The following is a 23,799-nucleotide window of genomic DNA, read 5'->3' as shown; positions in this document are numbered from 1 at the left end:
TGTCTTGGCGTCGAATTTCCACAGACCATGGGATCGAGGCGAACGCATGAAGATGGTTGCGCATAACGATCAGCCGCAAGAAGAGTGGCGGACGGGAGTAAAGACCCGCATGCATGTCTCTGCCCGCAACGGCGCAACTCAACTTTGCATGTTTGAACAATGGGTCGAACCCACCGTTGGCGCCCCGACACATTGGCACCCGGTCGAGGAAGTACTTACCGTCATCGCTGGCAGGGCCGAGATGTGGATCGACGAAGAGCATCTCGTCTTGACTGCCGGACAGTCGCTTGTTGTCGCCGCGTACAGGCAACATGGCTTCCGAAACGTCGGCTCCGAATTGCTTCATATTCATGCTGTGCTCGCGTCACCAGTTTTCGAGGCGACGTTCAACGGATCCCCCGACATGGTGAGACGCTGGCTTCCAGCGAGTTCGTAAAACCTCGCCTGTCTTAAAAAATACCGCCTGTCTTAAAAAACACGGCTTGCCAAACCGATAAGTATTGACTTATTCTTCGGCATGATCGAAGCAGACATTTTTCGGGCACTAGCGGATCCAACGCGTCGCGCCGTCTATGAGCGGCTCGCCGACGGCGAGATGACGGTGTCGGAACTGCGCACTGGCATACCGGTATCGCAGCCGGCGGTATCGCAACATCTCGCAGTGCTGCGCGGCGCCGGCCTCGTGGTCGAGCGCCGGGCCGGTCGCAACGCCTATTACCGCGTCGATCCGAAGGGGCTTGCGCCACTGCTCGGCTGGATCGAACGCTACCGTGCGTTCTGGCCAGAGCGCATCGAAAGGCTCAAGACGGTTTTGAAGGACATGGACCAATGACCAACCGAGGCAAAGAACGCGCCGAAATGGCCGCAGACAAGATCGAGTTCGAGTGCGAGCTGCCCGAACCGCCGGAAAAGGTGTGGCGGGCACTGACGGTGCCGGACCTGCTCGCGGCCTGGATGATGCCGAACGACATCAAGCCCGAAATCGGCAACCGCTTTGCCTTCAAAGCGCCGAATGCGCCGATCGAGTGCGAAATCCTCGACGCGGATCCCGGACGGCTGCTGCGCTATTCCTGGCGGGAGCGCCCGGCGCCCGGCGATACGCAGGTGCCGCCCGGCAGCCCCCTGGACAGCGCAATGAACGACAGCCCAGTGGACAGCATCGTCACCTTTACGCTCGACCGCACCGTTTCCGGCGGCACGCATCTACGCATCGTCCATGACGGTTTTGCTCGGGCAGCAGTGCCAGAGATCGCGATGGCAGGCGCCGGTTGCCGGCTTTCCTTTGAAGCGCGCACTCCCAGGCACAAGCAGATCGCCGCAAACACCCCGCGCCTCTTCCTGCGCGCGGCCTGAACGACAACAGTCAACGGAGACAACCGATGAGCGGCCTTGCCAATCTGGTGCCGATGGTGATCGAGCAGTCGAGCCGCGGCGAACGTGCCTTCGACATATTTTCGCGGCTGCTGCGCGAGCGCATCGTCTTCATCAACGGCCCGATCGATGACGGCACCTCGGCGCTGGTGTGCGCCCAGCTTCTGTCGTTGGAATCCGACAATCCCGACAAGGAGGTCTCGCTCTACATCAACTCGCCGGGCGGCGTGGTGACCAGCGGTTTCGCCATCTACGATACGATGCAGTATATCAGCTGCCCGGTCTCCACGGTTTGTATGGGCTTCGCCGCCTCGATGGCCTCGTTCCTTTTGATGGCCGGCACACCGGGGCGGCGCATCGCGCTACCCAACACCAGCATCGTGCTGCATCAGCCTCTCGGCGGTTTCCAGGGCCAAGCCTCCGATATCCAGCGCCATGCCGAGGGCATCCTTCGCACCAAGCGGCGCATGACCGATCTTTACGCCCGCCATTGCGGCCGCACCTACGAAGAAGTGGAACGCACGCTCGACCGCGACTTTTTCATGACCGCGCAGGAGGCCAAGGATTGGGGCCTCGTCGACCATGTTTTCGACACTCGCAAGCAGGCCGCATGAACGAGCCGGGCCGGCGGACGGAACTGAGGCGATTGAGCGCCCGCAATTTCAGCGCCATCGGTCTGGTCTTGCCGCTATCGCGGCACTATAGTCCGGCGATGACCGCCAGCCGCTCATCCAGCCTGTTATGCCTTGCCATCGCTACCGTTGCCGGCACGAACATGCTGGTGGGTATGGCACTTGCCCAAGATAATTCGACGTCTTCGCAAAAGCGCGCTCTGCCCGGTGTGACCAGCGATTATCGCATCGCCGAGCCAGCGCCGCGGCCTGAGCCTGACGATATGGCTCTAGGCAGCGGCAACGGCACCTTCAAGATTGGCGATACCGACGTTCGGATTTCCGGTAGCATCACCATTGATGTCGCTACCGGCGGGATCAGGCCCTCCAGCCGCTAAGTTCGCCTGGTGTGAACCACAAATATTGCGCTTCAAACGAACAGCCCCGCCATTGCTTTGCAACTGGCGGGGCTTTCTTGGATCTGAAATCCAAATTGCCGGGAGTGTACTGCCGGCTTTTTATTTCGGATGCTTCGCGGCGTTCAGCCGACGATCCGACTAGCAGTCTCTGATTGTTGTGGGGATCGGCAGGTCAACGTGGGCAGGTAGCGCTAAACGCCTGACCTGGCTACTTATACCTGCCGCGGCTCCAGCGACACGTGGAGCCTCAAGGAACAATCCGGTGGAGTCATGCCTCTGCTCTCCTTCTGTTCGTTGCGACTGTCGTCGAAGCGCTCATCGCATAACCCGCGGCGTCTCGCAGGCTAGCCCCAGGCCGCAAGGCCATCGAAAGACGGCCGGCTTCGTTGACAATTGGATTCTGCCCCCATGACGCGGGGACGTCAACCTTGAATAGCCGGGTTGCCGAAAAATGTGATCGCGAGACGCTTTGTGAAGCCGGCTGCGCGGGCAGCTTTTGTCAGGAGCGTGTTCGGCCTTTGTTCTTTCCGCTTGCCCGTTCGCGCGAAAGGCGGTTAAACGCTTTGGTCGGGAGTTGTGGCGTCTCTCGAAAAGGCGGCGAAATTACCTACATAGGGGGTGGTCGGGAAAACCCGCCCATCCCACGAATTCCAGATTCTGAGGCGGCGACCGGCGATGGCCGACCATAAATATCTCTCCATTCGCGGGGCACGCGAACACAATCTGAAGAATGTCGATCTCGACCTGCCGCGTGACAGCCTGATCGTCATGACCGGCCTGTCGGGGTCGGGCAAGTCGTCGCTTGCCTTCGATACCATCTACGCCGAGGGCCAGCGCCGCTATGTCGAGAGCCTTTCGGCCTATGCACGGCAATTCCTCGAAATGATGCAGAAGCCGGACGTCGACCAGATCGACGGCCTGTCGCCGGCCATCTCCATCGAGCAGAAGACCACCTCGAAGAACCCTCGTTCGACGGTCGGCACCGTCACCGAGATCTACGATTATATGCGGCTTTTGTTCGCCCGCGTCGGTGTACCCTATTCGCCGGCCACCGGCCTGCCGATCGAGAGCCAGACGGTCTCGCAGATGGTCGACCGGGTGCTTGCGGTCGAGGAAGGCACCCGGCTGTTCATTCTGGCGCCGATGGTGCGCGGCCGCAAAGGCGAGTACCGCAAGGAACTGCTGGAGCTGCAGAAGAAGGGTTTTCAGCGCGTCAAAGTCGATGGCGTCTTCTATGAGATCGCCGACGTGCCGGCGCTGGACAAGAAGTACAAGCACGACATCGACGTCGTCGTCGACCGCATCGTCGTGCGCGGCGATCTGGCGACGCGGCTCGCCGATTCCATCGAGACCGCGCTGAAGCTGGCCGACGGGCTGGCGGTGGCGGAATTTGCCGACAAGCCGCTCGACGCCAGCCAGACCGGCGAGGATTCGGTCAACAAATCGAAGAACGAGACGCATGAACGCATGCTGTTCTCGGAAAAGTTCGCCTGCCCGGTGTCCGGCTTCACCATTCCCGAGATCGAGCCCAGGCTGTTCTCCTTCAACAATCCGTTCGGCGCCTGCCCGACCTGCGACGGGCTCGGCAGCCAACGCGCCATCGACGCCAGCCTGGTCGTGCCCGACGAGAATGTCTCGCTGCGCGCCGGCGCCGTCAGCCCGTGGGCGAAGTCGACCTCGCCCTATTATGCGCAGACGCTGGAAGCGCTGGGCATTGCCTATGGCTTCAAGCTCGGCGACAAGTTCAAGGATTTGAGCGAGGAGGCAAGGCAAGCCGTCCTGCACGGCACCGGCGAGCGCGAAATCACTTTCCATTATGATGACGGTCTGCGCTCCTACAAAACGACGAAAACCTTCGAGGGCGTCATCCCCAATCTCGAGCGCCGCTGGAAGGAAACCGAATCCGCCTGGATGCGCGAGGAGATCGAGCGCTTCATGTCGGCCACGCCCTGCCCGGCCTGCCGCGGCTATCGGCTGAAGCCCGAGGCGCTCGCGGTCAAGATCGCCGGCAAGCACATTGGCGAGGTCACCGAGCTGTCCATCCGCAAGGCCGACCAGTGGTTCACCGATCTGCCCGCTTCGCTCAACGACAAGCAGAACGAGATTGCGGTGCGCGTGCTCAAGGAAATCCGGGAGCGGCTGCGCTTCCTCAACGATGTCGGTCTCGACTATTTGACGCTGTCGCGCAACTCCGGCACGCTTTCAGGCGGTGAGAGCCAGCGCATCCGTCTGGCGTCGCAGATCGGCTCCGGCCTGACCGGCGTACTTTACGTGCTCGACGAGCCGTCGATCGGTCTGCACCAGCGCGACAACGCCCGCCTGCTCGACACGCTGAAGCATCTGCGCGACATCGGCAACACGGTCATCGTCGTCGAGCATGACGAGGACGCCATCCTGCATGCCGACTACGTCGTCGATATCGGCCCGGCGGCCGGCATCCATGGCGGCCACATCATCGCCCAGGGCACGCCGCAGCAGATCATGGCGACGCCCGCTTCGATCACCGGCAAATACCTGTCGGGCGAGCTCGAAGTGGCGACGCCGGCAGCGCGGCGTGAGGCCAAGAAGAACCGCCGGCTGAAGGTCGTCGGCGCGCGCGGCAACAACCTGAAGAACGTCACCGCCGAAATCCCGCTCGGCACGTTTACCGCCGTCACCGGCGTATCCGGCGGCGGCAAGTCGACCTTCCTGATCGAGACCCTGTTCAAGGCGGCGTCGCGCCGCATCATGGGCTCGCGCGAGCATCCGGCCGAGCACGACCGCATCGAGGGGTTGGAATTCCTCGACAAGGTCATCGACATCGACCAGTCGCCGATCGGGCGCACCCCGCGCTCCAACCCTGCCACCTATACCGGCGCCTTCACGCCGATTCGCGACTGGTTCGCCGGCCTGCCGGAGGCCAAGGCGCGCGGCTACCAGCCGGGGCGCTTCTCGTTCAACGTCAAGGGCGGCCGCTGCGAGGCCTGCCAAGGCGACGGCGTCATCAAGATCGAGATGCACTTCCTGCCCGACGTCTACGTCACCTGCGACGTCTGCCACGGCAAGCGTTACAACCGCGAAACGCTGGACGTGCTGTTCAAGGGCAAGTCGATCGCCGACGTTCTCGACATGACGGTCGAGGAAGGCGTCGATTTCTTCGCCGCCGTGCCTGGCGTGCGCGACAAGCTGGAGACGCTGAAACGGGTCGGCCTCGGCTACATCCATGTTGGCCAGCAGGCAACGACTTTGTCGGGCGGCGAGGCGCAGCGCATCAAGCTTGCCAAGGAACTGTCGCGCAAGGCGACCGGCAAGACGCTCTACATCCTCGATGAGCCAACCACCGGCCTGCATTTCCACGACGTGGCCAAGCTGCTTGAAGTGCTGCACGAGCTGGTCGACCAGGGCAACACGGTGGTCGTCATCGAGCACAATCTCGAGGTGGTCAAGACGGCTGACTGGGTACTCGATCTTGGCCCCGAAGGTGGTGACGGCGGCGGTGAGCTGGTGGCGTCCGGCACGCCGGAGGACATCGTCCGCGAAAAACGCAGCTATACCGGACAGTTCCTGAGGGAATTGCTGGAGCGGCGCCCCGGAGGCAAGCGCGAAGCGGCGGAGTGATGGTAAAGAACGGTCTCATCACGGTCCAAAGCCGCTTCGGCGTGGCCGAAACGATCGATCGCCTGGTCGGGACCGTGGAACGCGCAGGATTGCTGGTCTTCGCCCGCATTGACCACGCCGCCGGTGCGCGCAGTGTCGAAGCTTCCCTGCGTCCGACCCAGCTTCTGATTTTTGGCAACCCGAAAGGCGGCACGCCGCTGATGCAGGACCGGCAACTTGCCGGCATCGATCTGCCGGTCAAGGCACTGGCTTGGGAGGACGAGCAAGGCAAGGTCTGGCTCTCCTACAATGACGCGCACTGGCTCGCTGAGCGCCACGGCTTGGGCGACGCCAGTCGCAATGCCGTCGCCGCGATAGCGGCCGGCATGGACAAGGTGATTGCGGCCGCTGTCGGCGCGGGCCAGTTTTGATCATGAGAGCCGCTCGGGCCGATGATCTCCCCACGGTGATCTCGCTCACCACCGACGCCTACGCGCCCTACACTGCCCTGCTCGGCGCACCGCCGATCCCCGAGGACTACGTGCCGCGCATAGAACGCGGCGAGGTCTGGCTTTCGGAGCAGGACGGACAGCCGGCCGGCTTGATCGTTCTCGAACGACATGCGGACCATACAATGATCTTCAGCGTCGCCGTTGCGCCCGCCTTTCAGGGCAAGGGTTTCGGCATCGGGCTGCTCGACTGGGCCGAGCAACAGACGCGCCTGTGGAGCTTGCCTGAAATCCGACTCTACACCAATGCCAGAATGGAACGGAACGTTTCGTTGTATAAGGCCTACGGCTTTCGCGAAACGGGTCGCCGGCCCAATCCATATCGGCCAGGATGGACGGTCGTCGACATGGCGAAAGCCGTCGAGACGACCGCCATCGCGTGATCCTTTTCTGCAAACCGGGAGGACGACCATGACTCAATCAGGAACAATCCGCGCCGGCATGGGCGGCTGGACCTTCGAGCCGTGGGACACGTCCTTCTACCCGGACAAATTGTCGAAGGCCAAGCAACTGCATTATGCCAGCCGGCAGGTGCCCACTGTCGAGGTCAACGGCACCTATTATTCGAGCTTCAAGGAGCCGACCTTCGTCAAATGGGCCAACGAGGCGCCGGATGGTTTCGTCTATTCGCTGAAGGGCAACCGCTTCGTCACCAACCGCCGCGTGCTCGGCGAGGCCGGGGAATCGATCATGCGCTTCCTCGGGTCGGGCGTCGCGGCACTTGGCGACAAGCTCGGGCCGATCCTGTGGCAGTTCGCGCCGACCAAGAAATTCGACCCAGACGATTTCGAGGCCTTCCTCAAGCTGTTGCCGGAAAAGCAGGACGGCGTTGCGCTGCGCCACGCGGTCGAGGTGCGCAACGACAGCTTCGTCGTGCCGGAGTTCGCCGCCTTGGCGCGAAAGCATAAGGCCGCCATCGTCTATGCCGACCACGCCAAATATCCGGGGATTGCCGACGTTACCGGCGATTTCATCTATGCGCGGCTGCAGACCGGTAGCGACGACAATCCCGATTGCTACACGCCAAAGGCGCTCGACGAATGGGCGGCGCGCGCAAAAACCTGGGCGGAAGGCAAGGTGCCGGCCGACCTGTCGCGCGCCGATCCTTCAACCGACGCGCCGGTCAAGCCACGCGATGTGTTTGTCTACTTCATCACCGAGGGCAAGGTCCGCGCTCCATTCGGCGCCATCGCGCTGATGAAGCGGGTCGCAGGCTGACGCCCCGCTGTCGGTGGTCCGCCTGGCTTGGTCCTAAACTACCGGCTATGCGGCGCGTTCGTCCGGACGCCGATCAACCCTGACGATCTCGTTGAAAGCATCGAGATCGACATAGAAGACCTTGGTGATCTCCGCGATGAGTTCGTCATGGTCATACCCCTGCGATTTCAGAATGTTGATGGCTGTCAGGATATCGACGCGCTCCGTGAGCCGTCGTTTCTGGTAGTCCTCGACATAGCGCTCCATCGTCTGGCCCTGGCTCCCAAGCACCCGAAATGTTGGACGACAACAGATCGCTGGAAGGGCTTGCGCGCAAGCGTGCGGACGCAGCCGCGCCTTCCCCTGATCTGCCAAGTTGAAACTGCTACGGAAAGCGGCCGACTCACCAAGGCCAAGCAAAATCTAGCACGCAATCTGCAGCGCGCCAGAGTTGCAAAGTAATGGAATCAATAAGAATTCAGACAGTCAGGAATTTGCGGACGTCCGCCCGGTCGAGATCCTCGGCGGGGCCGGTATGGACGATCTGACCGCGGTCCATGATGTTGACCTCGTCGGCCAATTCCCGGCAGAAGTCGAGATATTGTTCGACCAGAAGCACGGCGATACCGGCCTGGTCGCGCAGATAGCGGATGGCGCGGCCGATGTCCTTGATGATCGACGGCTGGATGCCTTCGGTCGGCTCGTCGAGCACCAGCAGCTTCGGCCGCATCACCAGCGCCCTGCCGATGGCAAGCTGCTGCTGCTGGCCGCCGGAAAGATCGCCGCCGCGGCGCGCGAGCATCTGCTTCAGCACCGGAAACAATTCGAAGACGTGACCGGGAATGTTGCGATCGGCGCGCTTCAACGGCGCAAAACCCGATTCGAGGTTTTCCCGCACCGTAAGCAGCGGAAATATCTCCCTGCCCTGCGGCACGAATGCGATGCCCGACCGGGCGCGATCATACGCCGCGCTCCGGTCGAGCGCCTTCCCCTCGAAGGCAACGCTTCCGCTCGTCAGCCGGTGATGGCCGACGATCGATCTCATCAAACTGGTCTTGCCGACGCCGTTGCGGCCGAGCACGCAGGTGATCTTGCCGGCGCCGGCCTTCAGCGAGACGCCGCGCAGCGCCTGGGCAGCGCCGTAGTGCAGCGTGGCATTGGAGACTTCGAGCATGGTCAGCGCTTTCTCCAACGCGTGAAGAACGAAAGGTCGAAATGATGGAACGGAACGCGCCAGACCATGTTCATCTCCCCAGATAGACTTCGACGACGCGCTCGTCGGCCGAAACGAAGTCGAGGCTGCCCTCGGAAAGCACCGAGCCTTCGTGCAGGCAGGTAACCTTGACGCCGAGCTCGCGCACGAAATGCATGTCGTGCTCGACGACGATGACCGAATGGTCGCGCGCGATATCCCTGAGCAGCCGCGCGGTTTCCTCGGTCTCGGCGTCGGTCATGCCGGCAACCGGTTCGTCGACCAGCAGCAGCTTCGGATCCTGCGCCAGAAGCATGCCGATCTCGAGCCATTGCTTTTGGCCGTGGCTCAGATTGGCGGCGAGTTCGTCACGCTTGTCGCCAAGCCGGATGATGCCGAGGATGTCGTCGATCTGCCGCACGTCCGCGGCCGAGCGACGATGGAACAGTGCCGGGAAGATCGAGCGCGGGCCTTTCAGCGCCAGCATCAGATTGTCCTCGATCGTGTGGCTTTCGAAGACGGTCGGCTTCTGGAATTTACGGCCGATGCCCATCATGGCGATTTCGGCCTCGTCGTGTTTGGTTAGGTCGACCTCACCGTTGAAGAAAACTTCACCCGCGTCGGGCCGCGTCTTGCCGGTGACGATGTCCATCATCGTCGTCTTTCCGGCGCCGTTGGGGCCGATGATCGCCCGCATCTCGCCCTTGTCGAGCACCAGCGAAAGGTTGTTGATGGCGCGAAACCCGTCGAAGGAAACCGACACGCCGTCGAGATAGAGGATGGTGTTGCTCTTCGACATCAGGCCATCACTCCGCCGGCTGCGGTTCGGCGCCGGAGGCCGACCAGTCGCCCGGCCTTCTCGCCGCCGAGCGGTCGGTTTTCGGCGGCACCGGCGCATCGGGATCGATGCCGGCTTCTTCGGCAACCGAGGCCGCCCGCAGCGCCTTGGCGTTGCCGCGCCAGGAATCCCACATGCCGATGATGCCCTTGGGCAGGAACAGCGTGACGGCGACAAACAGTCCGCCCAGCGCAAACAGCCAGAATTCAGGCAGCACGCCGGTGAACCAGGATTTACCGGCATTGACCAGAAGCGCGCCGATGATCGGCCCGACGATGGTGCCGCGCCCGCCGACGGCCGCCCACACCACCACCTCGATCGAATTGGACGGCTCGAATTCGCCAGGGTTGATGATGCCGACCTGTGGCACGTAAAGCGCACCGGCGATGCCGGCCATCACCGCCGACACGGTGAATGCGAACAGTTTGACGTTCTCCGCCCGCCAGCCGAGAAAGCGTGTGCGGCTTTCGGCGTCGCGCACCGCCATCAAAAGCTTGCCGTACTTGGAACCGACGATTGCCCAGGTGACGAAGACGGCAAACGCCAGCATGACGGCGCTGGCCGCGAACAGCGCCGACCGCGTCATGTCGGCCTGCACGTTGAACCCTAGAATGTCCTTGAAATCGGTCAGGCCGTTATTGCCGCCGAAACCCATGTCGTTGCGGAAAAAGGCAAGCAGCAGCGCATAGGTCATCGCCTGGGTGATGATCGACAGATAGACGCCGGTGACGCGGCTGCGGAAGGCAAACCAGCCGAAGACGAAGGCGAGCAGGCCGGGCACCGCAAGCACCATGACCGCGGCAAACCAGAAATGGTCGAAACCATACCAGAACCATGGCAATTCCTTGTAGTTAAGGAACACCATGAAATCCGGCAGCAGCGGATTGCCGTAGACGCCGCGCGAGCCGATCTGGCGCATCAGATACATGCCCATCGCATAACCGCCGAGCGCGAAGAAGGCGCCGTGGCCGAGCGAGAGGATGCCGCAATAGCCCCAGACGAGATCGAGCGCCAAGGCGAGCAGCGCGTAGCAGAGGTATTTGCCGGTGAGCGCAACGATATAGGACGGCACGTAAAACGCACTTGTCGGCGAGACCGCAAGATTGAGCAGCGGCACGACGATTGCAACCGCCAGCAGGATGAAGATGGTGATGGCGACGCGGCGGTCGGCGTCGGCGGCAAAGAAGCGTCCCGTGATCATGCTTCCACCGACCTGCCCTTTAGCGCGAACAGACCGCGCGGGCGTTTCTGGATGAACAGGATGATCAGCACCAGGACGACGATCTTGCCGAGCACTGCTCCGGCATAAGGCTCGAGGAACTTGTTGACGATGCCGAGCGAGAAAGCGCCGACCAGCGTGCCCCAAAGATTGCCGACACCGCCGAAAACGACGACCATGAAGCTGTCGATGATGTAGCCGCGGCCGAGATTGGGCGAGACGTTGTCGATCTGGCTGAGCGCGACACCGGCGATGCCGGCAATGCCGGAGCCGAGTGCAAACGTTAGCGCATCGACCCAAGGCGTCCTGATGCCCATCGAGGCAGCCATGCGGCGATTGGCGGTGACGGCACGCATCTGCAGCCCCCAGGGCGTCCGTTTCATCACGTAGAGCAGCACCGCGAACACGCCGAGCGCGAATACCAGGATCCAGAGCCGGTTCCAGGTCACGGCAAGCTGGCCGATATTGAACGAGCCGGACATCCATGACGGGTTGCCTACCTCCTGGTTGGTCGGCCCGAAGATGGTGCGTACGGCCTGCTGCAGGATCAGCGACACACCCCATGTCGCCAGCAGGGTTTCCAGCGGCCGACCGTAGAGATAGCGGATCAGCCCGCGCTCGATGACAAGGCCGACGAGCGCCGCCACCAGGAAGGCCAGCGGCAGGGCGATGACCAGCGACCAGTCGAACAGGCCGGGAAAGGAATTGCGAATAACCTCCTGCACGACGAAGGTCGTGTAGGCGCCGAGCATGACCATCTCGCCATGCGCCATGTTGATGACGCCCATGACGCCGAAGGTGATGGCAAGGCCAATCGCCGCCAGCAGCAGCACCGATCCGAGCGATATGCCGTACCAGATGTTCTGGCCGGCATCCCACAGCGCCAGCGTCGAATTGATGTCGGCGATCGCCGCGGTCGCCGCGTCCTTCACCGCACCTTCGGAACTGGCCTCTACCGACGTGAGTAGCGACACCGCATCGCGGTCGCCGCGCGCACTGATGAGCGCGATCGCGCCCAGTTTGTCGGCCTCCGGCCTGTCGGAAACGAGAATCGACGCGGCGCGGGCCTGTTCTAGCAGCGCCTTGACGCTTGCCACGCTCTCATTGGCGATCACGGTGTCGAGCGGCTCGATGTTTGCCGCGTCCGGCGTCTTGAACATGGTGTCGGCGGCGGCAATGCGCACGGCCGGGTCCTTGGAGCCGAGCGTCAGCGTGCCCAACGCATCGCGAATGACGCGGCGCAGCGTGTTGTTGACCTTGATCTTGGTGATGTCGGCCTTGGCAGCTTCGCCCGATCCTTCGCCGGTAAGCGCATCGAGCAGCTCGATGCCGTCGCCGCTCTCCTTGCCGACAAAAACCAGTGAATCGGCCTTGCGCACGTAAAGGCTGCCCTCCGCAAGCGCGGCAAGCGGCCGTTCTACGGCCGGATCGCCGGAAGCCGCAAGCTCCCGCACCACGGCTTCTATCGCCGGAAAATTGGCGGCGGTGGCGAATTTGGCGATGACGACACGCAGATCTGCTTCGCTGGCGTTCGACGGCAGCAGCGTCCCCAGGAGAAGGAGCAGCATCAGGCCAATCGCGCGGATCAGGATCATTGGTTTCTGGTGGCTCTTGAAGATTGAATGTTGCCTCCGGGCAGGCTGGAGGAGGAGCCTGCCCGGAGGCTTGCGGGTCTGGGAGGACAGACCGGGAGGATCAGTTGGTTCCCTTGCCGCCGCATTTGCCGGTGGCAACGTTGAAGTTGCCGCAGGACAGAGGCGCGCGCCAATCGGAGATCAGGTCCTTGGAGTCAGGCAGATAGTCGGACCACTCGTCGCCCATCACCAGGCCGGGCGTCTGCGAAACGGTTTCGAACTGGCCGTCGGCCTGGATTTCGCCGATCAGCACCGGCTTGGTGATGTGATGGTTCGGCATCATCGTCGAATAACCGCCGGTCAGGTTCGGCACCGAGACGCCGACCATGGCGTCGATTACCTTGTCCGGATCGGTGGTGCCGGCCTTCTCGACCGCCTTCACCCACATGTTGAAGCCGATATAATGGGCTTCCATCGGGTCGTTGGTGGTGCGCTTGTCGTTCTTGATGAATTTGTGCCAGTCGGCGATGAACTTCGCGTTCTCGGGCGTGTCGACGCTCTCGAAATAGTTCCAGGCGGCGAGATGGCCGACCAGCGGCGCAGTGTCCAGACCGGCAAGCTCTTCCTCGCCGACCGAGAAGGCCATGACCGGGATGTCCTCGGCCTTGATGCCCTGGTTGCCGAGCTCCTTGTAGAACGGCACGTTGGCGTCGCCATTGACGGTCGAGACCACGGCGGTCTTCTTGCCGGCCGAGCCGAACTTCTTGATCGCCGAAACTTCGGTCTGCCAGTCGGAGAAGCCGAACGGCGTGTAGTTGACCATGATGTCTTCCGCAGCGACGCCCTTGGCCTTCAGATAGGCCTCGAGGATTTTGTTGGTGGTGCGCGGGTAGACGTAGTCGGTGCCTTCGAGAACCCAGCGCTTCACCGAACCGCCGTCCTCGCTCATCAGATAGTCGACCGCGGGAATGGCTTGCTGGTTCGGCGCCGCACCGGTGTAGAACACGTTGCGTTCGCTCTCCTCGCCCTCATACTGGACGGGATAGAAAAGGATGTTGTCGAGTTCGCTGAACACCGGCAGCACCGATTTGCGCGACACCGAGGTCCAGCAGCCGAACACCGCCGCGACCTTGTCCTTGGAGATCAGCTCGCGCGCCTTTTCGGCGAACAGCGGCCAGTTGGAAGCCGGATCGACGACCACCGCCTCGAGCTTCTTGCCGAGCAGGCCACCCTTGGCATTCTGCTCTTCGATGAGCATCAGCATGGCGTCCTTCAGCGTCGTCTCCGAGATCGCCATGGTTCCCGACAGCGAATGGAGGATGCCGACCTTGATGGTGTCGTCGGCCGCCTTGGCGGGAACGCTCATCAGCAGGCCGGCGGTGACCACGCCGGCCGAAAACATTTTTGTTATTGTCGAGAAACTGCCCCTCATACTTTTAAACTCCCAAGCTGGTTAACTGCATCGGAACAGACCATGCAACGGCTGTGCCAATCACCGGCGAAAGATCGGAGGGTTTGAGATTTCCCAGCCCTGTCAGTCGGTTAATGTATTAGCCGCAGGAGATGAACCTCGCCTGCCAGGTTTGAAATGAGAAAAGATCACTCGTATCAGCCTAAGTTTTACTCATATACAGGCCAATGCCCGAATTTTGAGCAGCATCATATGAGCGCTGGCGAGGATTGCAGCGCCGCAGCGAAATGGGGCAAGTTCGAACCCTTAAACGAGCGACGCCATGGCCTTCCGAACGTCTTGCATTTTCATCACCATGCTTCTGCTGGCGACGACGACCGTAGCGCGCGCCGGCTTCAGCGACGGCAAGCTGCCGGACGGCTCCTATCATTGCGAAGTCTATCTGCTGGGCATGTTCCTCAGCCTCGGCGACATTACCATCAAGGGAAACGTCTATAGCGGTCCGGTTAGCTTCGGCACCGCGCCGCAGAGTTATAACTACCAGATGGATGCAGACGGGGTGATTACCTGGCTGGGTCCGCTGGGCGGCTACACCAGCGGTGGCAACTCGATCTCGCTTACGCAAGCGACGCTGGAAAGCGGAACCACCCCGTCCTTCGACATCATCATGAAGCAGCCAGACGGCGCCTTTACCGCCTCGACCTGCACGAAGCGTTGAAAAGGAACCTGGCGAGGTTCCGTACTCCGAAGTAGAAGCCGCCTAGCTCTCCGCTGCCATGTCGAGCGCCAGCCGGGTCATATCGGTGAAAAGCCCCTGGCGTTCGGAATAGTCGGTCTGCTCGCCGGTTGCCACATTGTCGACGACGGTCAGGATGGACAGCGCCCGGGCGCCGAAATCGGCCGCAATGCGGTAGAGTGCGCTGGTTTCCATATCCACGGCGAGCGCCCCCTGTGCCTGTGCTTCGGCAAAGCGTTCGCGCCCCAGCGGATGATAAAAAATATCGCTGCAGATCGTCAGTCCGGCCCGATGGTCGATGCCGAGTTCCGAAGCGCGGGCCAACGCCTGGGCCAACAATGCAGGATCGGGGCCGGCATCGGCACGATAGAGACCAAAAACCTGGCCGCTCTCCGCATTTTCGCCGCGCACCGATTGTGCGATCACCAGGCTGCGCAGCGCCATCTCGGCGGTCAGGCCACCGCAGGTGCCGGTGCGGATCAACGTTTTCGCACCGTAGAAGTCCAGCAGCTCGTGCACGTAGACCAGGAATGACGGGACGCCGATGCCGGTGGACTGGATGCTGACAGGCTTGCCGCGAAACAACCCGGTAAAGCCGAGCGCGCCGCGGCGGCGGTTGACGCAGCGCGGCGCTTCCAGAAAGGTCTCCGCCATCCATTCAGCGCGCTGCGGGTCGCCCGGCAGCAGCACCGTGCTTGCGTAGTCGCCTTTGCTAGCCTCGTTGTGTGGCGTCACGGCATGCTTTCCAAAACCCGTCGCCCGTTTCGCCTGTAATCATGGCAGTCTCACGACATTGCGCAAGCGGAGCGTTGGAAGGGTCAGGATTCCAGCATGTCCTTTACGATCGTGGCCAATTGCTTGAGCGAAAACGGCTTCGGCAAGAAGCCGAAATGCGCGTCGGCCGGCAAGTTCTTGGCGAACGCGTCTTCGGCATAGCCGGACACGAAGATAAACTTGATGTCGGGCTGCCGTTTGCGCAATTCGCCAAGCAGCGTCGGACCATCCATTTCCGGCATCACCACGTCCGACACCACGACGTCGACCTTGCCGCCGAGCGCTTCGTAGACTTCAAGCGCCTCGACGCCCGACGACGCCTCGTGGACGGTGTAGCCGCGCGATTTCAGCGCCCGCATGCCGCCCATGCGCACGGCGTCCTCGTCCTCGACCAGCAGCACCGTGGCCGAGCCCGACAGATCCTTGGCTGAGTCGGCGATCTTGGCAGGAGCGGCCGGCACTTCTCCAGCCTCGCCCGCCTTCCTTGCCTCCGCAATGTGCCGCGGCAGGAAGATGCGGAACACGGATCCCTTGCCAACTTCGGAATCGCAGAAGATGAAGCCGCCTGTCTGCTTGATGATGCCATAGACCATGGACAGGCCGAGGCCAGTTCCCTTGCCAACCTCCTTTGTCGTGAAGAAGGGCTCGAAGATCTTTTTCAGCACATCAGGCGCGATACCACTGCCGCTGTCCTCGACCTCGACCAGCACATAGTCGGCCGGAGTAAGTTCGCGGTAGGAAAAGGTCTTGCATTCCCCGGCGCTGACGTTGCGGGTGCGCACCGTGAGGTCGCCGCCGGCCGGCATTGCATCGCGCGCATTGACCACCAGATTGACCACCACTTGCTCGAACTGCCCGATATCGACCCTGACCGGCCACAGGTCGCGGCCATGGTCGATCTTGAGCTTGATATCGTTGCCGACCAGCCGGGCAAGCAGCATTCTGAGATCGGCGAGCACGTCGGTCAGGTTGAGCACCTCCGGCCGCAGCGTCTGCTTGCGCGAGAAGGCCAGCAACTGCCGCACCAGCGAGGCCGCCCGGTTGGCATTCTGCTTGATGTTCATGATGTCCGGGAATGACGGATCGGACGGCCGGTGGTTGGTCAACAGCAGGTCCGAGGCCATGATGATGGCGGTCAGCACATTGTTGAAATCATGCGCGATGCCGCCGGCGAGTTGGCCGACCGCCTGCATCTTCTGGCTCTGCGCCATCTGGCCCTCGAGGGCCTTTTGCTCAGTAGTCTCCACGGCATAGACGATGGCCGATTCCTCGGCGCCCTCGCCACCGGTACCGTCTGCGACCGCGTTGACGTAGAAGCGTATGTGGCGCTCCTCATTGCCGGGCAGCACCGTATCGATCGGCTCGATGTCAGCCTGTTGCTGGCGTGCCTTTTCAAAGGCCGCGGCGAAAGCCGGCCGGTCGCGCTCGTGGATCACCGTATCCAGCCGCACACGCCGATCGACCGCGTCGCGGTCGACGACCGAGGAAAACAGCGACAGGAATGGCGCATTGGTGCGCAGGATGCGGCCGGCATGGTCGACGCCGGCTATCGCCATCGGCGTCGAGTTGAAGAACCGCGTGAAGCGTATTTCCGATGCGCGGAGGTCGGCCGAAGCGTCCTCGCCTTGCGTCCGGTTGAGCACGATGGTGCGAGTCGGGCCGTTGAGCCCCTCTCGGCTGGCCGAGACACGATGCATGAAGCGCACCGGCAGCGCCTCGCCGGTCATCGTCGTCAGATCGAGGTCGATAACGGCATTGCGCGTGGTACCAGCGTCGGCCTTGACCGAACGGACCAGCGCCATGCCGTCCCCGGCGACGATCTCCGGCAGCGTGATGGCGCCGGGAGTGAAGCTGGCCAGGTCGATGCCCAGCCACTCCGCAAGAGTCGCGTTGATATAGGTGACGCGGCCTTCCTGGTCGGCCGAAAAGAAACCGGCCGGCGCATGGTCGAGGTGATCGATCGCCTTTTGGAGGTCGAGAAAGAACCGCTCCTGCTCGGCCCGTTCCCGCGAGATATCGGCAAGCTGCCAGGCAAGCATGGGCAGCCGCTGGCCGGGAACGCTGAAGGCGCGAGCCCGAACGCGGTACCAGCGCGCGCCCGGTTCGGCGCCTGGCCGAATGGACTGCGCGAGCCGAAACTCGCCGTCGCCCGGCTGGCCGTCCCGCAGGCCGGACGCCAGCCGGTATATGGTCACCGAGGCCTCGGGAACGTCTGAAAGCAAACCTTCGACGGTCTTGAGGTCGGCGGCCGACTCGGCACCCGTCATATCGGCATAGGTCCGGTTGGCGTAGATGATACGGCCTTTGGTGTCGGTGACCAGGAGACCTTGCGACATCGAATCGACGAAAGCTTTCGACAGTTCGTCGCTTGTCGAGCGCGGCGTGATGTGCACGAAGCCGATCGCAGTGGCGAATAGAAAGCCGACGCCGATCATCGCCAGCACGCCAAGCATGCCAAGCAGGAATGGATCGCCAAGGCGCTCGCGGAAAAGGCCGAAGACGATCGCTGCCCCAGTCAGGACGACGATGAAGACGATGAGCCGGGTGACCGCTCCCGGTCGCGTGTTCTGGTCGACGATAGGTACCGGATAGAAATCGCCGCGCGCTTCCTTGGCCATGTGCCCCCTGCTCGTGAATTCCGGTGTCGGTTGAATCATATTCTCAGGGTTGGGAAAAGGCCCGGCTGCAGATGTCCGCTAAAAATGACGCCGTTCGGCTCCCGGCGTTTCAAGCTGTTCACGAAGCGTGAAAGGCAACTTGCGGTGGCCTGCCGCAACAGTCTAGTGTCGCTTCTCTTCGAAAGCTGATTTTGGGGGAACCAATGCTGCAATGGCTGGATGGCGTGGCGGGTCCTGGTTATGCCGCAGCAATCCTATGGACGTTTGCAGTACTTGTCCTTCTGCTCATCATTCTTCTTATCATCAGGCTGATCCGCAGCCTGACGTTCGGGACATTCGTCGCCGGCGGCAGGAACCGCAAGACGCGGCTGGCTGTCATGGATGCCACAGCGGTCGACAGTCACCGGCGGCTGGTGCTGGTGCGCCGTGACGATATCGAGCACCTGCTCTTGATCGGTGGTCCGACCGACGTCGTCGTCGAGCGCGACATCAGGCTCTCGGCGTTGCGGCGCCCGGCATTGACCGGAGACAACGGCCACCAGCCGGCAGCAAGGTCTGCTTCGACCACAGCCGCGCCGGTGAGGCAAGCGCCACCGCAGCCGGCAAGCGTAACCGCGACCCCTGTCCGAGCCCGCCAGACGGCGACGATGCCGGCAACAATGCCGGCGCCGGCGCCGAAACCGGCATCGAACGTCACGCCGTTGCCAAGTTATGGATCCGTCAACGCCAGTGCCTCGCGGCATGCGCAGCCGCCGGCAAGACAGGACTCCCCGGCAAGATACGAGCCGCCGGCACAGCACGAGTCGATTGACGATGCGCTGATGAAGGAGCTGGAGGTTTCCCTTGACGAGCCACGCTTCAGCCAAACGCCGAGCAAGCCGGTGGCGAAGGCATCACCCTCTCTCGACGACGAGATGACGAAGCTCCTCGGCGAGTTGTCCAATCAGAAAAGATAGGCCGATAGCGAACGGCCAATGAAAATGGCCGGAAAACCGGCCATTGTGAACGCTTTACCGATGCCGCTGTTTTCCCGGCGACTCAGTCGTCGCGGTAGACCTTCTCGCGCCGCTCATGGCGCTCCTGTGCCTCGATCGACAAGGTGGCGATCGGGCGCGCGTCGAGCCGCTTCAGCGCGATCGGCTCGCCCGTCTCCTCGCAATAACCGTAAGTGCCTTCGTCAAGGCGCTGGAGGGCCGAATCGATCTTGGAGATGAGTTTTCGCTGGCGATCGCGGGCGCGAAGTTCGATGGCGCGGTCGGTTTCTGAGGAGGCGCGATCGGCGAGGTCGGGGTGGTTGGCGTTTTCCTGCTGCAGGATTTCGAGAGTTTCGCGCGCTTCGCGCAAGATGTCGTTCTTCCAGGTGACGAGCTTCATGCGAAAGTAGGATTTCTGCCGCTCGTTCATGAACGGCTCGTCTTCGGAGGGTACGTAATCGGCGGTAACGATGTCGTTCATTCGACTCACCCAACAAACCCCAAATTTGGCGCCTATATATTCGCGGACCGAAAGCTGCACAAGGTCAATCGACGACAGTTTCACGCAATTGTTAGTCTCGGACAAAACGGCATCGGCGATGCCCTTTTTGCGAAGAATACGACCGAATCCGTACATGATTCGCTATGCTTGAGGGGCGCTTGCCATTGCGCACGGAGCTCTTCTGATGGCAAATCCTGCGGCGTGCTGACGGGTTCGGTGCCCGGCACAACGGGGATCCGGTGACCAGACTGTACCTGCTGAGGCATGCGAAGGCCGGCTGGGCGCTGCCTGGCGTGGCTGACTTCGACCGCCCGCTCGATCCATCCGGCTTCGCCGATGCCGAAGCGATGGGCGTCCTGATGCGTTCCCGCAAATACGCACCGGCCCTCACCCTTTGCTCAAGCGCCAAGCGCGCCCGCCAGACGCTGGAAAGCCTGGCTGGCCACACCGACACGGGCCGGGTGCTGTTCTGTGACACCCTCTACAGCGACGATGCCGCCGCGTACCTCACTGCCATCCGGCAGAATGGCGGGCTGGATGCCTTGCTCGTCATCGGCCACAATCCGATGATTGAGGATCTCGCCATGGCGCTCTCGGGCGACGGCGACGAGACCGCGCGGGCCATGCTGAACCACGGCTTCCCGACCTCCGCACTTGCGGTGGTCCGGTTCAACGGCAGACTTGCCGAGGCTGCGCCAGGCACCGGCTATCTCGAAGCCTTCCTGACGCCTGCCGATATCTGAGGCCATTTCAAAGCCGCGCATCAAAGCCTATATCGGATCCTGACCGGCCCGCGAGAACAGATTTGCCATCAGCGCTGACGACTTTTACCGACGAGGCGAAGATTGCCTTGGATACATTGTCAGGCCGCGCTGCCGGGCTTTTCGCTCCGTCACTGCGTCTTGGCGTGACCGGGCTGTCCCGCGCCGGCAAGACGGTGTTCATCTCGTCCCTTGTGCACAATCTCGTCCATGGCGGACGCTTGCCGCTGTTTGAGGCACAAAAATCGGGGCGCATCGCCAGGGCTTTTCTCGAAGAGCAGCCGGACGACGCGGTCCCACGCTTCCAGTACGAGGATCACATCGCAGCTCTTGTCGACGATCGCGTCTGGCCGGATTCGACGCGTGCGATTTCCGAACTGAGGCTCACCATCGAATACGAATCGGCCTCTGGCTGGAGCCGCATGTTTTCCGCCGGCAAATTGTCGGTCGACATCGTCGATTATCCCGGCGAATGGCTGCTCGACCTGCCGCTGCTCGGCAAGTCCTACGCCGATTTTTCGCGTGAGGCCTTCGAGATGGCCGTGTTGGCGGTGCGTGTCGACCTTTCGCGGGAATGGCGGGCGCTCTCCGATCCGGTCGACCCCAACGCCGAGGCCGACGAGATGACGGCGCGCCGTCTCGCTGAGAGCTTCGCGGCCTATCTCAAGGCCTGCAAACTCGACGAGCGGGCGCTTTCGACCTTGCCGCCCGGCCGCTTCCTGATGCCTGGCGATCTTGAAGGCTCGCCCGCTCTCACCTTCGCGCCGCTGCCGAATCTGGGCGGCCGGCGCGCCCGCTCGGGATCGCTGCAGGCTATGATGGAGCGGCGCTACGAGGCTTACAAGACGCATGTCGTCAAACCGTTCTTTCGCGAACACATCACGCGTCTCGACCGCCAGATCGTGCTCATCGACGCATTGCAGGCATTGAATGCCGGCCCCGGTGCGATGGCCGATCTGGAGCGCGCGGTCACCGAAATTCTGTCCTGTTTCCGGCCCGGCCGGGGCAATTTCCTGACCGACCTGTTTTCGAGGCGTATCGACCGTATATTGGTGGCCGCGACCAAGGCCGACCATCTGCACCACGAAAGCCACGACCGGCTGCAGGCGATCGTGCGGCGGCTAGCCGACCGAGCCGTGGCGCGGGCGAATTTCACCGGCGCCGACGTCGACGTCGTCGCTTTGGCTGCCATGCGCGCGACCCGGGAAGGCACGGTCAAGCAGGACCGCGAGACTTTGCCGGTCATTATCGGCACGCCATTGCGCGGCGAAAACATCGATGGCGAAACCTTTGACGGAAAGACCGAAACAGCCATATTTCCCGGTGATTTGCCGGAGAAAGTTGATGCGGTGTTCGACGTTTCCGAATCGACCCGCCGGCAGAACAATGACGACCCCGCGATCCGCTTCGTGCGCTTTCGCCCGCCGAAACTCGAGCGCACCGCCGAGGGCGTGACGCTGTCGCTGCCACATATCAGGCTCGACCGCGCGCTGCAGTTCCTGATCGGAGATCATCTCGCATGAGTGCGCCCCGCAGACCGGCGGCCTTTCGCATAGAGCCGGAGCCCCAGCAGAAGGAAGACTCGACGGCTCACCATGCTCCGTCCGAGACCGCGCCGGCGCGAAAGCCGCGTACCGTGACGGCGGATCTTGCCGTGGTCACACCGGCGGAGACCGACGTCTTCGACGAGCCTGATATCGTCGTTGCCGAACCGCCGCCGGCGATTGCGCCGCGAAAACGTTCGCTGCTTGGCAGCCTGTTCTTCGGCGCGCTGGGCGTTCTGGTTTCGCTCGCCGTCGGCCTCTGGACCGACCAGCTGATTCGCGATCTGTTCGAGCGCGCCGAGTGGCTGGGCTGGCTGGCTGCCGCTATGGCCGCGATCGCCATCCTGGCGCTTCTGATCATCCTCGTGCGCGAATTCATGGCGATTGCCCGCCTTGCCGAGGTCGAAAAGTTGCAGAAGCGGGCGCTCGATGCGATTGCCCGTGACGATCCGAAGGCCGCCCGCGCCGTGGCCGACGAGTTGTCGGTCTTTGTCTCGGCCAAGCCTGAAACCGCGGCCGGCAGGCGCTCGCTGGCCGAATTGCGCGGCGAGATCATTGACGGCGGCAATCTGGTGCGGCTGGCCGAGACCGAGATACTCGGCCCGCTCGATGCCCGCGCCAGGGTGATGATCCTCGAAGCGGCGAAGCGCGTCTCCCTGGTGACCGCGGTCAGCCCCCGCGCGCTGGTCGACGTCGCTTATGTCGTGTTCGAAGCCGGCCGGTTGATTCGCCGGCTGTCGGAGCTTTATGGCGGCCGCCCCGGCACGCTTGGCTTTTTTCGCCTGGCGCGCAGCGTTCTGGCCCATCTCGCGGTCACCGGGTCGATCGCCGTCGGCGACAGTTTCGTCCAGCAGATCGTCGGCCACGGCCTTGCCGCCCGGCTCTCGGCCAAGCTCGGCGAAGGCGTCGTCAACGGCATGATGACTGCGCGCATCGGCATTGCAGCGATGGAAACCGCAAGGCCCCTGCCCTTTTGCGCGGTCAGGCGGCCCGGATTGGGCGATTTCCTCTCCGCGCTGACCTCCTTTGCAGCAAAGAAAGAAAAAGAAACATCCGCTTCCGGAACGTGACTATTGCCTTGGGGTGACAAAGCATTAACCAATCTTGTCCATGGTCGGAAGCGTCCAAACCAGTCTCTTTGTTGCCGGGTGTCGTCGATGAAAAGCGTTATTCTGTCCAGCGGGCTGCCCGTGGCGCTCGCGCTTGTCGCAACCGTCGGCATTGCCGGAAAGACCTCGGCGGCGGAACCGGACAAGCAGTTCTTTCGGTCGGTCGAAGGCAAATGGGTCGGCCCCGGGGAAATCGTTGCCGGCAAATACAAGGGCACGAAATTCACCTGCAGCTTCATCGGCTCGACGCCTGACGGCAAGGTCGGCATGTCGCTCGACGGCGGCTGTCGGGTAGGCATGTTCACCCAGCAGATGTCGGCAACGATCGAACACAAGGGCCGGCAGGGCTACAAGGGCAGCTTTATGGGCGGGGCCGCCGGCTCCGGCCTCGACATTATCGGCGGCAATGTCGTCGATGCGCACAAGGTGGTTTTCACCATCAATCGCAATCAGTTGCGCGGCGTGATGCAGGCGCTTGTCCCCGACGACAATTCGATGACAGTGACCGTTGCCGTGCGCGTCGACCAGCAGCTGGTCCCGGTCATCGGCATGAAGCTGAAGCGGATCGATGCAGTCGAGGTCGGCTCCATAACTCCGAACTGACTTTCAGCGTGAGAAGGGCGGCGGCCAAACGGCGCCGCCCTCTTTTGATTTGCAAATAAATGCTCAGCCTTTGATCGCGGCAATCACCTCGTCATAGGCCTTGCAGGCCTCGGCTGCTGTCGTGCCGCCCTGATACTTGGTTGTCACCGCCTGAAAGGGCCGCGACTTGATCGTCGCTCGCCCTTCACTGGCCGAAGCCGGGTCCTTAGCGCCGGATTGCTGGAACAAGCAACGCGCGGGAGCCCATTATCCTGTTCAGTG

General features: G+C 62.5%; 25 protein-coding genes. 15 read left to right on the top strand and 10 right to left on the bottom strand.

Features of this window, described 5'->3' with window-relative positions:
- Positions 1-46 precede the first annotated feature (46 nt).
- From NKH60_RS13030 to NKH60_RS12990, 9 genes are all read left to right on the top strand, one after another.
- Complete coding sequence (locus NKH60_RS13030) at positions 47-436, top strand: cupin domain-containing protein (protein WP_352872375.1); 390 nt, start codon at positions 47-49, stop codon at positions 434-436.
- Between the two features lie 81 nt (positions 437-517).
- On the top strand, positions 518-832 hold the full coding sequence (locus NKH60_RS13025; RefSeq protein ID WP_352448759.1) for an ArsR/SmtB family transcription factor: 315 nt from the start codon (positions 518-520) through the stop codon (positions 830-832).
- Positions 829-1,353: an SRPBCC family protein gene (locus NKH60_RS13020; RefSeq protein WP_352872373.1), complete on the top strand. Its 525-nt coding sequence runs from the start codon at positions 829-831 to the stop codon at positions 1,351-1,353. Before NKH60_RS13025 ends, NKH60_RS13020 begins: the two co-directional genes overlap by 4 nt.
- 26 nt (positions 1,354-1,379) lie before the next feature.
- A complete protein-coding gene (locus NKH60_RS13015; protein WP_352455702.1) occupies positions 1,380-1,985 on the top strand; it encodes an ATP-dependent Clp protease proteolytic subunit in 606 nt (201 codons plus the stop codon).
- Positions 1,982-2,380, top strand: a complete 399-nt coding sequence (locus NKH60_RS13010; RefSeq protein ID WP_352682877.1) for a hypothetical protein — start codon at positions 1,982-1,984, stop codon at positions 2,378-2,380. Before NKH60_RS13015 ends, NKH60_RS13010 begins: the two co-directional genes overlap by 4 nt.
- 696 nt (positions 2,381-3,076) lie before the next feature.
- A complete protein-coding gene (uvrA, locus tag NKH60_RS13005) occupies positions 3,077-5,998 on the top strand; it encodes an excinuclease ABC subunit UvrA (protein ID WP_352872371.1) in 2,922 nt (973 codons plus the stop codon).
- A complete protein-coding gene (locus NKH60_RS13000; RefSeq protein WP_352872479.1) occupies positions 5,998-6,408 on the top strand; it encodes a DUF302 domain-containing protein in 411 nt (136 codons plus the stop codon). Before uvrA ends, NKH60_RS13000 begins: the two co-directional genes overlap by 1 nt.
- Positions 6,405-6,869: a GNAT family N-acetyltransferase gene (locus tag NKH60_RS12995; protein WP_352872369.1), complete on the top strand. Its 465-nt coding sequence runs from the start codon at positions 6,405-6,407 to the stop codon at positions 6,867-6,869. The genes NKH60_RS13000 and NKH60_RS12995 overlap by 4 nt, the downstream gene beginning before the upstream one ends.
- A 28-nt stretch (positions 6,870-6,897) precedes the next feature.
- Complete coding sequence (locus NKH60_RS12990) at positions 6,898-7,704, top strand: DUF72 domain-containing protein (protein ID WP_352816651.1); 807 nt, start codon at positions 6,898-6,900, stop codon at positions 7,702-7,704.
- A 45-nt stretch (positions 7,705-7,749) separates the two neighbouring features.
- Here NKH60_RS12990 and NKH60_RS12985 read toward each other — a convergent pair whose 3' ends face one another.
- From NKH60_RS12985 to urtA, 6 genes are all read right to left on the bottom strand, one after another.
- Positions 7,750-7,950, bottom strand: a complete 201-nt coding sequence (locus tag NKH60_RS12985; RefSeq protein WP_023674857.1) for a hypothetical protein — start codon at positions 7,948-7,950, stop codon at positions 7,750-7,752.
- Positions 7,951-8,161: 211 nt separating this feature from the next.
- Positions 8,162-8,857 carry an urea ABC transporter ATP-binding subunit UrtE gene (urtE, locus tag NKH60_RS12980; protein WP_126041867.1) on the bottom strand — a complete coding sequence of 232 codons (696 nt, stop codon included), beginning with the start codon at positions 8,855-8,857 and terminating at the stop codon, positions 8,162-8,164.
- A 70-nt stretch (positions 8,858-8,927) separates the two neighbouring features.
- The gene (gene urtD / locus NKH60_RS12975) at positions 8,928-9,674 is read right to left on the bottom strand and encodes an urea ABC transporter ATP-binding protein UrtD (RefSeq protein ID WP_023674855.1); all 747 of its coding nucleotides are present in this window, start codon (positions 9,672-9,674) and stop codon (positions 8,928-8,930) included.
- Positions 9,675-9,681: 7 nt separating this feature from the next.
- The gene (gene urtC, locus NKH60_RS12970) at positions 9,682-10,914 is read right to left on the bottom strand and encodes an urea ABC transporter permease subunit UrtC (protein ID WP_352872367.1); all 1,233 of its coding nucleotides are present in this window, start codon (positions 10,912-10,914) and stop codon (positions 9,682-9,684) included.
- Entirely contained in the window at positions 10,911-12,527 is a 1,617-nt protein-coding gene (gene urtB, locus NKH60_RS12965; RefSeq protein WP_352613776.1) for an urea ABC transporter permease subunit UrtB, read from the bottom strand. The genes urtC and urtB overlap by 4 nt, the downstream gene beginning before the upstream one ends.
- A gap of 100 nt (positions 12,528-12,627) precedes the next feature.
- On the bottom strand, positions 12,628-13,938 hold the full coding sequence (gene urtA, locus NKH60_RS12960; protein WP_352455694.1) for an urea ABC transporter substrate-binding protein: 1,311 nt from the start codon (positions 13,936-13,938) through the stop codon (positions 12,628-12,630).
- A gap of 301 nt (positions 13,939-14,239) precedes the next feature.
- On the opposite strand from urtA, the gene NKH60_RS12955 reads away from it, so the two are divergent.
- On the top strand, positions 14,240-14,635 hold the full coding sequence (locus NKH60_RS12955; RefSeq protein WP_352502497.1) for a hypothetical protein: 396 nt from the start codon (positions 14,240-14,242) through the stop codon (positions 14,633-14,635).
- Positions 14,636-14,677: 42 nt separating this feature from the next.
- On the opposite strand, the gene NKH60_RS12950 is transcribed toward NKH60_RS12955, so the two are convergent.
- On the bottom strand, positions 14,678-15,388 hold the full coding sequence (locus NKH60_RS12950) for a purine-nucleoside phosphorylase (RefSeq protein WP_352502496.1): 711 nt from the start codon (positions 15,386-15,388) through the stop codon (positions 14,678-14,680).
- Positions 15,389-15,471: 83 nt separating this feature from the next.
- Positions 15,472-18,045: a cell cycle histidine kinase CckA gene (gene cckA, locus NKH60_RS12945; RefSeq protein WP_352742617.1), complete on the bottom strand. Its 2,574-nt coding sequence runs from the start codon at positions 18,043-18,045 to the stop codon at positions 15,472-15,474.
- A gap of 203 nt (positions 18,046-18,248) precedes the next feature.
- On the opposite strand from cckA, the gene NKH60_RS12940 reads away from it, so the two are divergent.
- Positions 18,249-19,001 (top strand): hypothetical protein, encoded by a 753-nt coding sequence (locus tag NKH60_RS12940; RefSeq protein WP_352502494.1) that lies wholly within the window; start codon positions 18,249-18,251, stop codon positions 18,999-19,001.
- Between the two features lie 82 nt (positions 19,002-19,083).
- Here NKH60_RS12940 and dksA read toward each other — a convergent pair whose 3' ends face one another.
- Positions 19,084-19,500, bottom strand: coding sequence for an RNA polymerase-binding protein DksA (gene dksA / locus NKH60_RS12935; protein ID WP_023674847.1), 417 nt, complete (start codon positions 19,498-19,500; stop codon positions 19,084-19,086).
- Between the two features lie 260 nt (positions 19,501-19,760).
- Between dksA and NKH60_RS12930 the strand changes: the two genes are divergently transcribed.
- From NKH60_RS12930 to NKH60_RS12915, 4 genes are all read left to right on the top strand, one after another.
- Positions 19,761-20,264 (top strand): SixA phosphatase family protein, encoded by a 504-nt coding sequence (locus NKH60_RS12930; RefSeq protein WP_352471715.1) that lies wholly within the window; start codon positions 19,761-19,763, stop codon positions 20,262-20,264.
- Positions 20,265-20,326: 62 nt separating this feature from the next.
- Positions 20,327-21,805, top strand: a complete 1,479-nt coding sequence (locus NKH60_RS12925; protein ID WP_352833110.1) for a YcjX family GTP-binding protein — start codon at positions 20,327-20,329, stop codon at positions 21,803-21,805.
- Positions 21,802-22,896 carry a YcjF family protein gene (locus NKH60_RS12920; RefSeq protein ID WP_352833113.1) on the top strand — a complete coding sequence of 365 codons (1,095 nt, stop codon included), beginning with the start codon at positions 21,802-21,804 and terminating at the stop codon, positions 22,894-22,896. The genes NKH60_RS12925 and NKH60_RS12920 overlap by 4 nt, the downstream gene beginning before the upstream one ends.
- Positions 22,897-22,983: 87 nt before the next feature.
- Entirely contained in the window at positions 22,984-23,538 is a 555-nt protein-coding gene (locus NKH60_RS12915; RefSeq protein ID WP_023674843.1) for a hypothetical protein, read from the top strand.
- 63 nt (positions 23,539-23,601) lie between these two features.
- Here the strand turns inward: NKH60_RS12915 and NKH60_RS12910 are convergent, their stop codons facing one another.
- Positions 23,602-23,766: a hypothetical protein gene (locus NKH60_RS12910; RefSeq protein ID WP_352540610.1), complete on the bottom strand. Its 165-nt coding sequence runs from the start codon at positions 23,764-23,766 to the stop codon at positions 23,602-23,604.
- Positions 23,767-23,799: the final 33 nt, after the last annotated feature.

The sequence above is a fragment of the Mesorhizobium sp. M1006 genome (assembly GCF_040318825.1).
Lineage (GTDB): Bacteria > Pseudomonadota > Alphaproteobacteria > Rhizobiales > Rhizobiaceae > Mesorhizobium.
Note: the sequence above shows the minus strand (reverse complement) of the source record. Positions and strands in the feature narration are given on the sequence as shown.

Excerpts from the sequence above, each read along its gene's own strand:
- urtE (WP_126041867.1), bottom strand. The coding sequence starts at position 8,857 with ATGCTCGAAGTCTCCAATGCCACGCTGCACTACGGCGCTGCCCAGGCG.
- NKH60_RS12990 (WP_352816651.1), top strand. The coding sequence starts at position 6,898 with ATGACTCAATCAGGAACAATCCGCGCCGGCATGGGCGGCTGGACCTTC.
- urtD (WP_023674855.1), bottom strand. The coding sequence starts at position 9,674 with ATGTCGAAGAGCAACACCATCCTCTATCTCGACGGCGTGTCGGTTTCC.
- uvrA (WP_352872371.1), top strand. The coding sequence starts at position 3,077 with ATGGCCGACCATAAATATCTCTCCATTCGCGGGGCACGCGAACACAAT.
- cckA (WP_352742617.1), bottom strand. The coding sequence starts at position 18,045 with ATGGCCAAGGAAGCGCGCGGCGATTTCTATCCGGTACCTATCGTCGAC.
- NKH60_RS13025 (WP_352448759.1), top strand. The coding sequence starts at position 518 with ATGATCGAAGCAGACATTTTTCGGGCACTAGCGGATCCAACGCGTCGC.
- urtA (WP_352455694.1), bottom strand. The coding sequence starts at position 13,938 with ATGAGGGGCAGTTTCTCGACAATAACAAAAATGTTTTCGGCCGGCGTG.
- NKH60_RS13000 (WP_352872479.1), top strand. The coding sequence starts at position 5,998 with ATGGTAAAGAACGGTCTCATCACGGTCCAAAGCCGCTTCGGCGTGGCC.
- NKH60_RS13015 (WP_352455702.1), top strand. The coding sequence starts at position 1,380 with ATGAGCGGCCTTGCCAATCTGGTGCCGATGGTGATCGAGCAGTCGAGC.
- urtC (WP_352872367.1), bottom strand. The coding sequence starts at position 10,914 with ATGATCACGGGACGCTTCTTTGCCGCCGACGCCGACCGCCGCGTCGCC.
- NKH60_RS12955 (WP_352502497.1), top strand. The coding sequence starts at position 14,240 with ATGGCCTTCCGAACGTCTTGCATTTTCATCACCATGCTTCTGCTGGCG.
- NKH60_RS12915 (WP_023674843.1), top strand. The coding sequence starts at position 22,984 with ATGAAAAGCGTTATTCTGTCCAGCGGGCTGCCCGTGGCGCTCGCGCTT.
- dksA (WP_023674847.1), bottom strand. The coding sequence starts at position 19,500 with ATGAACGACATCGTTACCGCCGATTACGTACCCTCCGAAGACGAGCCG.
- NKH60_RS13030 (WP_352872375.1), top strand. The coding sequence starts at position 47 with ATGAAGATGGTTGCGCATAACGATCAGCCGCAAGAAGAGTGGCGGACG.
- NKH60_RS12940 (WP_352502494.1), top strand. The coding sequence starts at position 18,249 with ATGCTGCAATGGCTGGATGGCGTGGCGGGTCCTGGTTATGCCGCAGCA.
- NKH60_RS13010 (WP_352682877.1), top strand. The coding sequence starts at position 1,982 with ATGAACGAGCCGGGCCGGCGGACGGAACTGAGGCGATTGAGCGCCCGC.
- NKH60_RS13020 (WP_352872373.1), top strand. The coding sequence starts at position 829 with ATGACCAACCGAGGCAAAGAACGCGCCGAAATGGCCGCAGACAAGATC.
- NKH60_RS12985 (WP_023674857.1), bottom strand. The coding sequence starts at position 7,950 with ATGGAGCGCTATGTCGAGGACTACCAGAAACGACGGCTCACGGAGCGC.
- urtB (WP_352613776.1), bottom strand. The coding sequence starts at position 12,527 with ATGATCCTGATCCGCGCGATTGGCCTGATGCTGCTCCTTCTCCTGGGG.
- NKH60_RS12920 (WP_352833113.1), top strand. The coding sequence starts at position 21,802 with ATGAGTGCGCCCCGCAGACCGGCGGCCTTTCGCATAGAGCCGGAGCCC.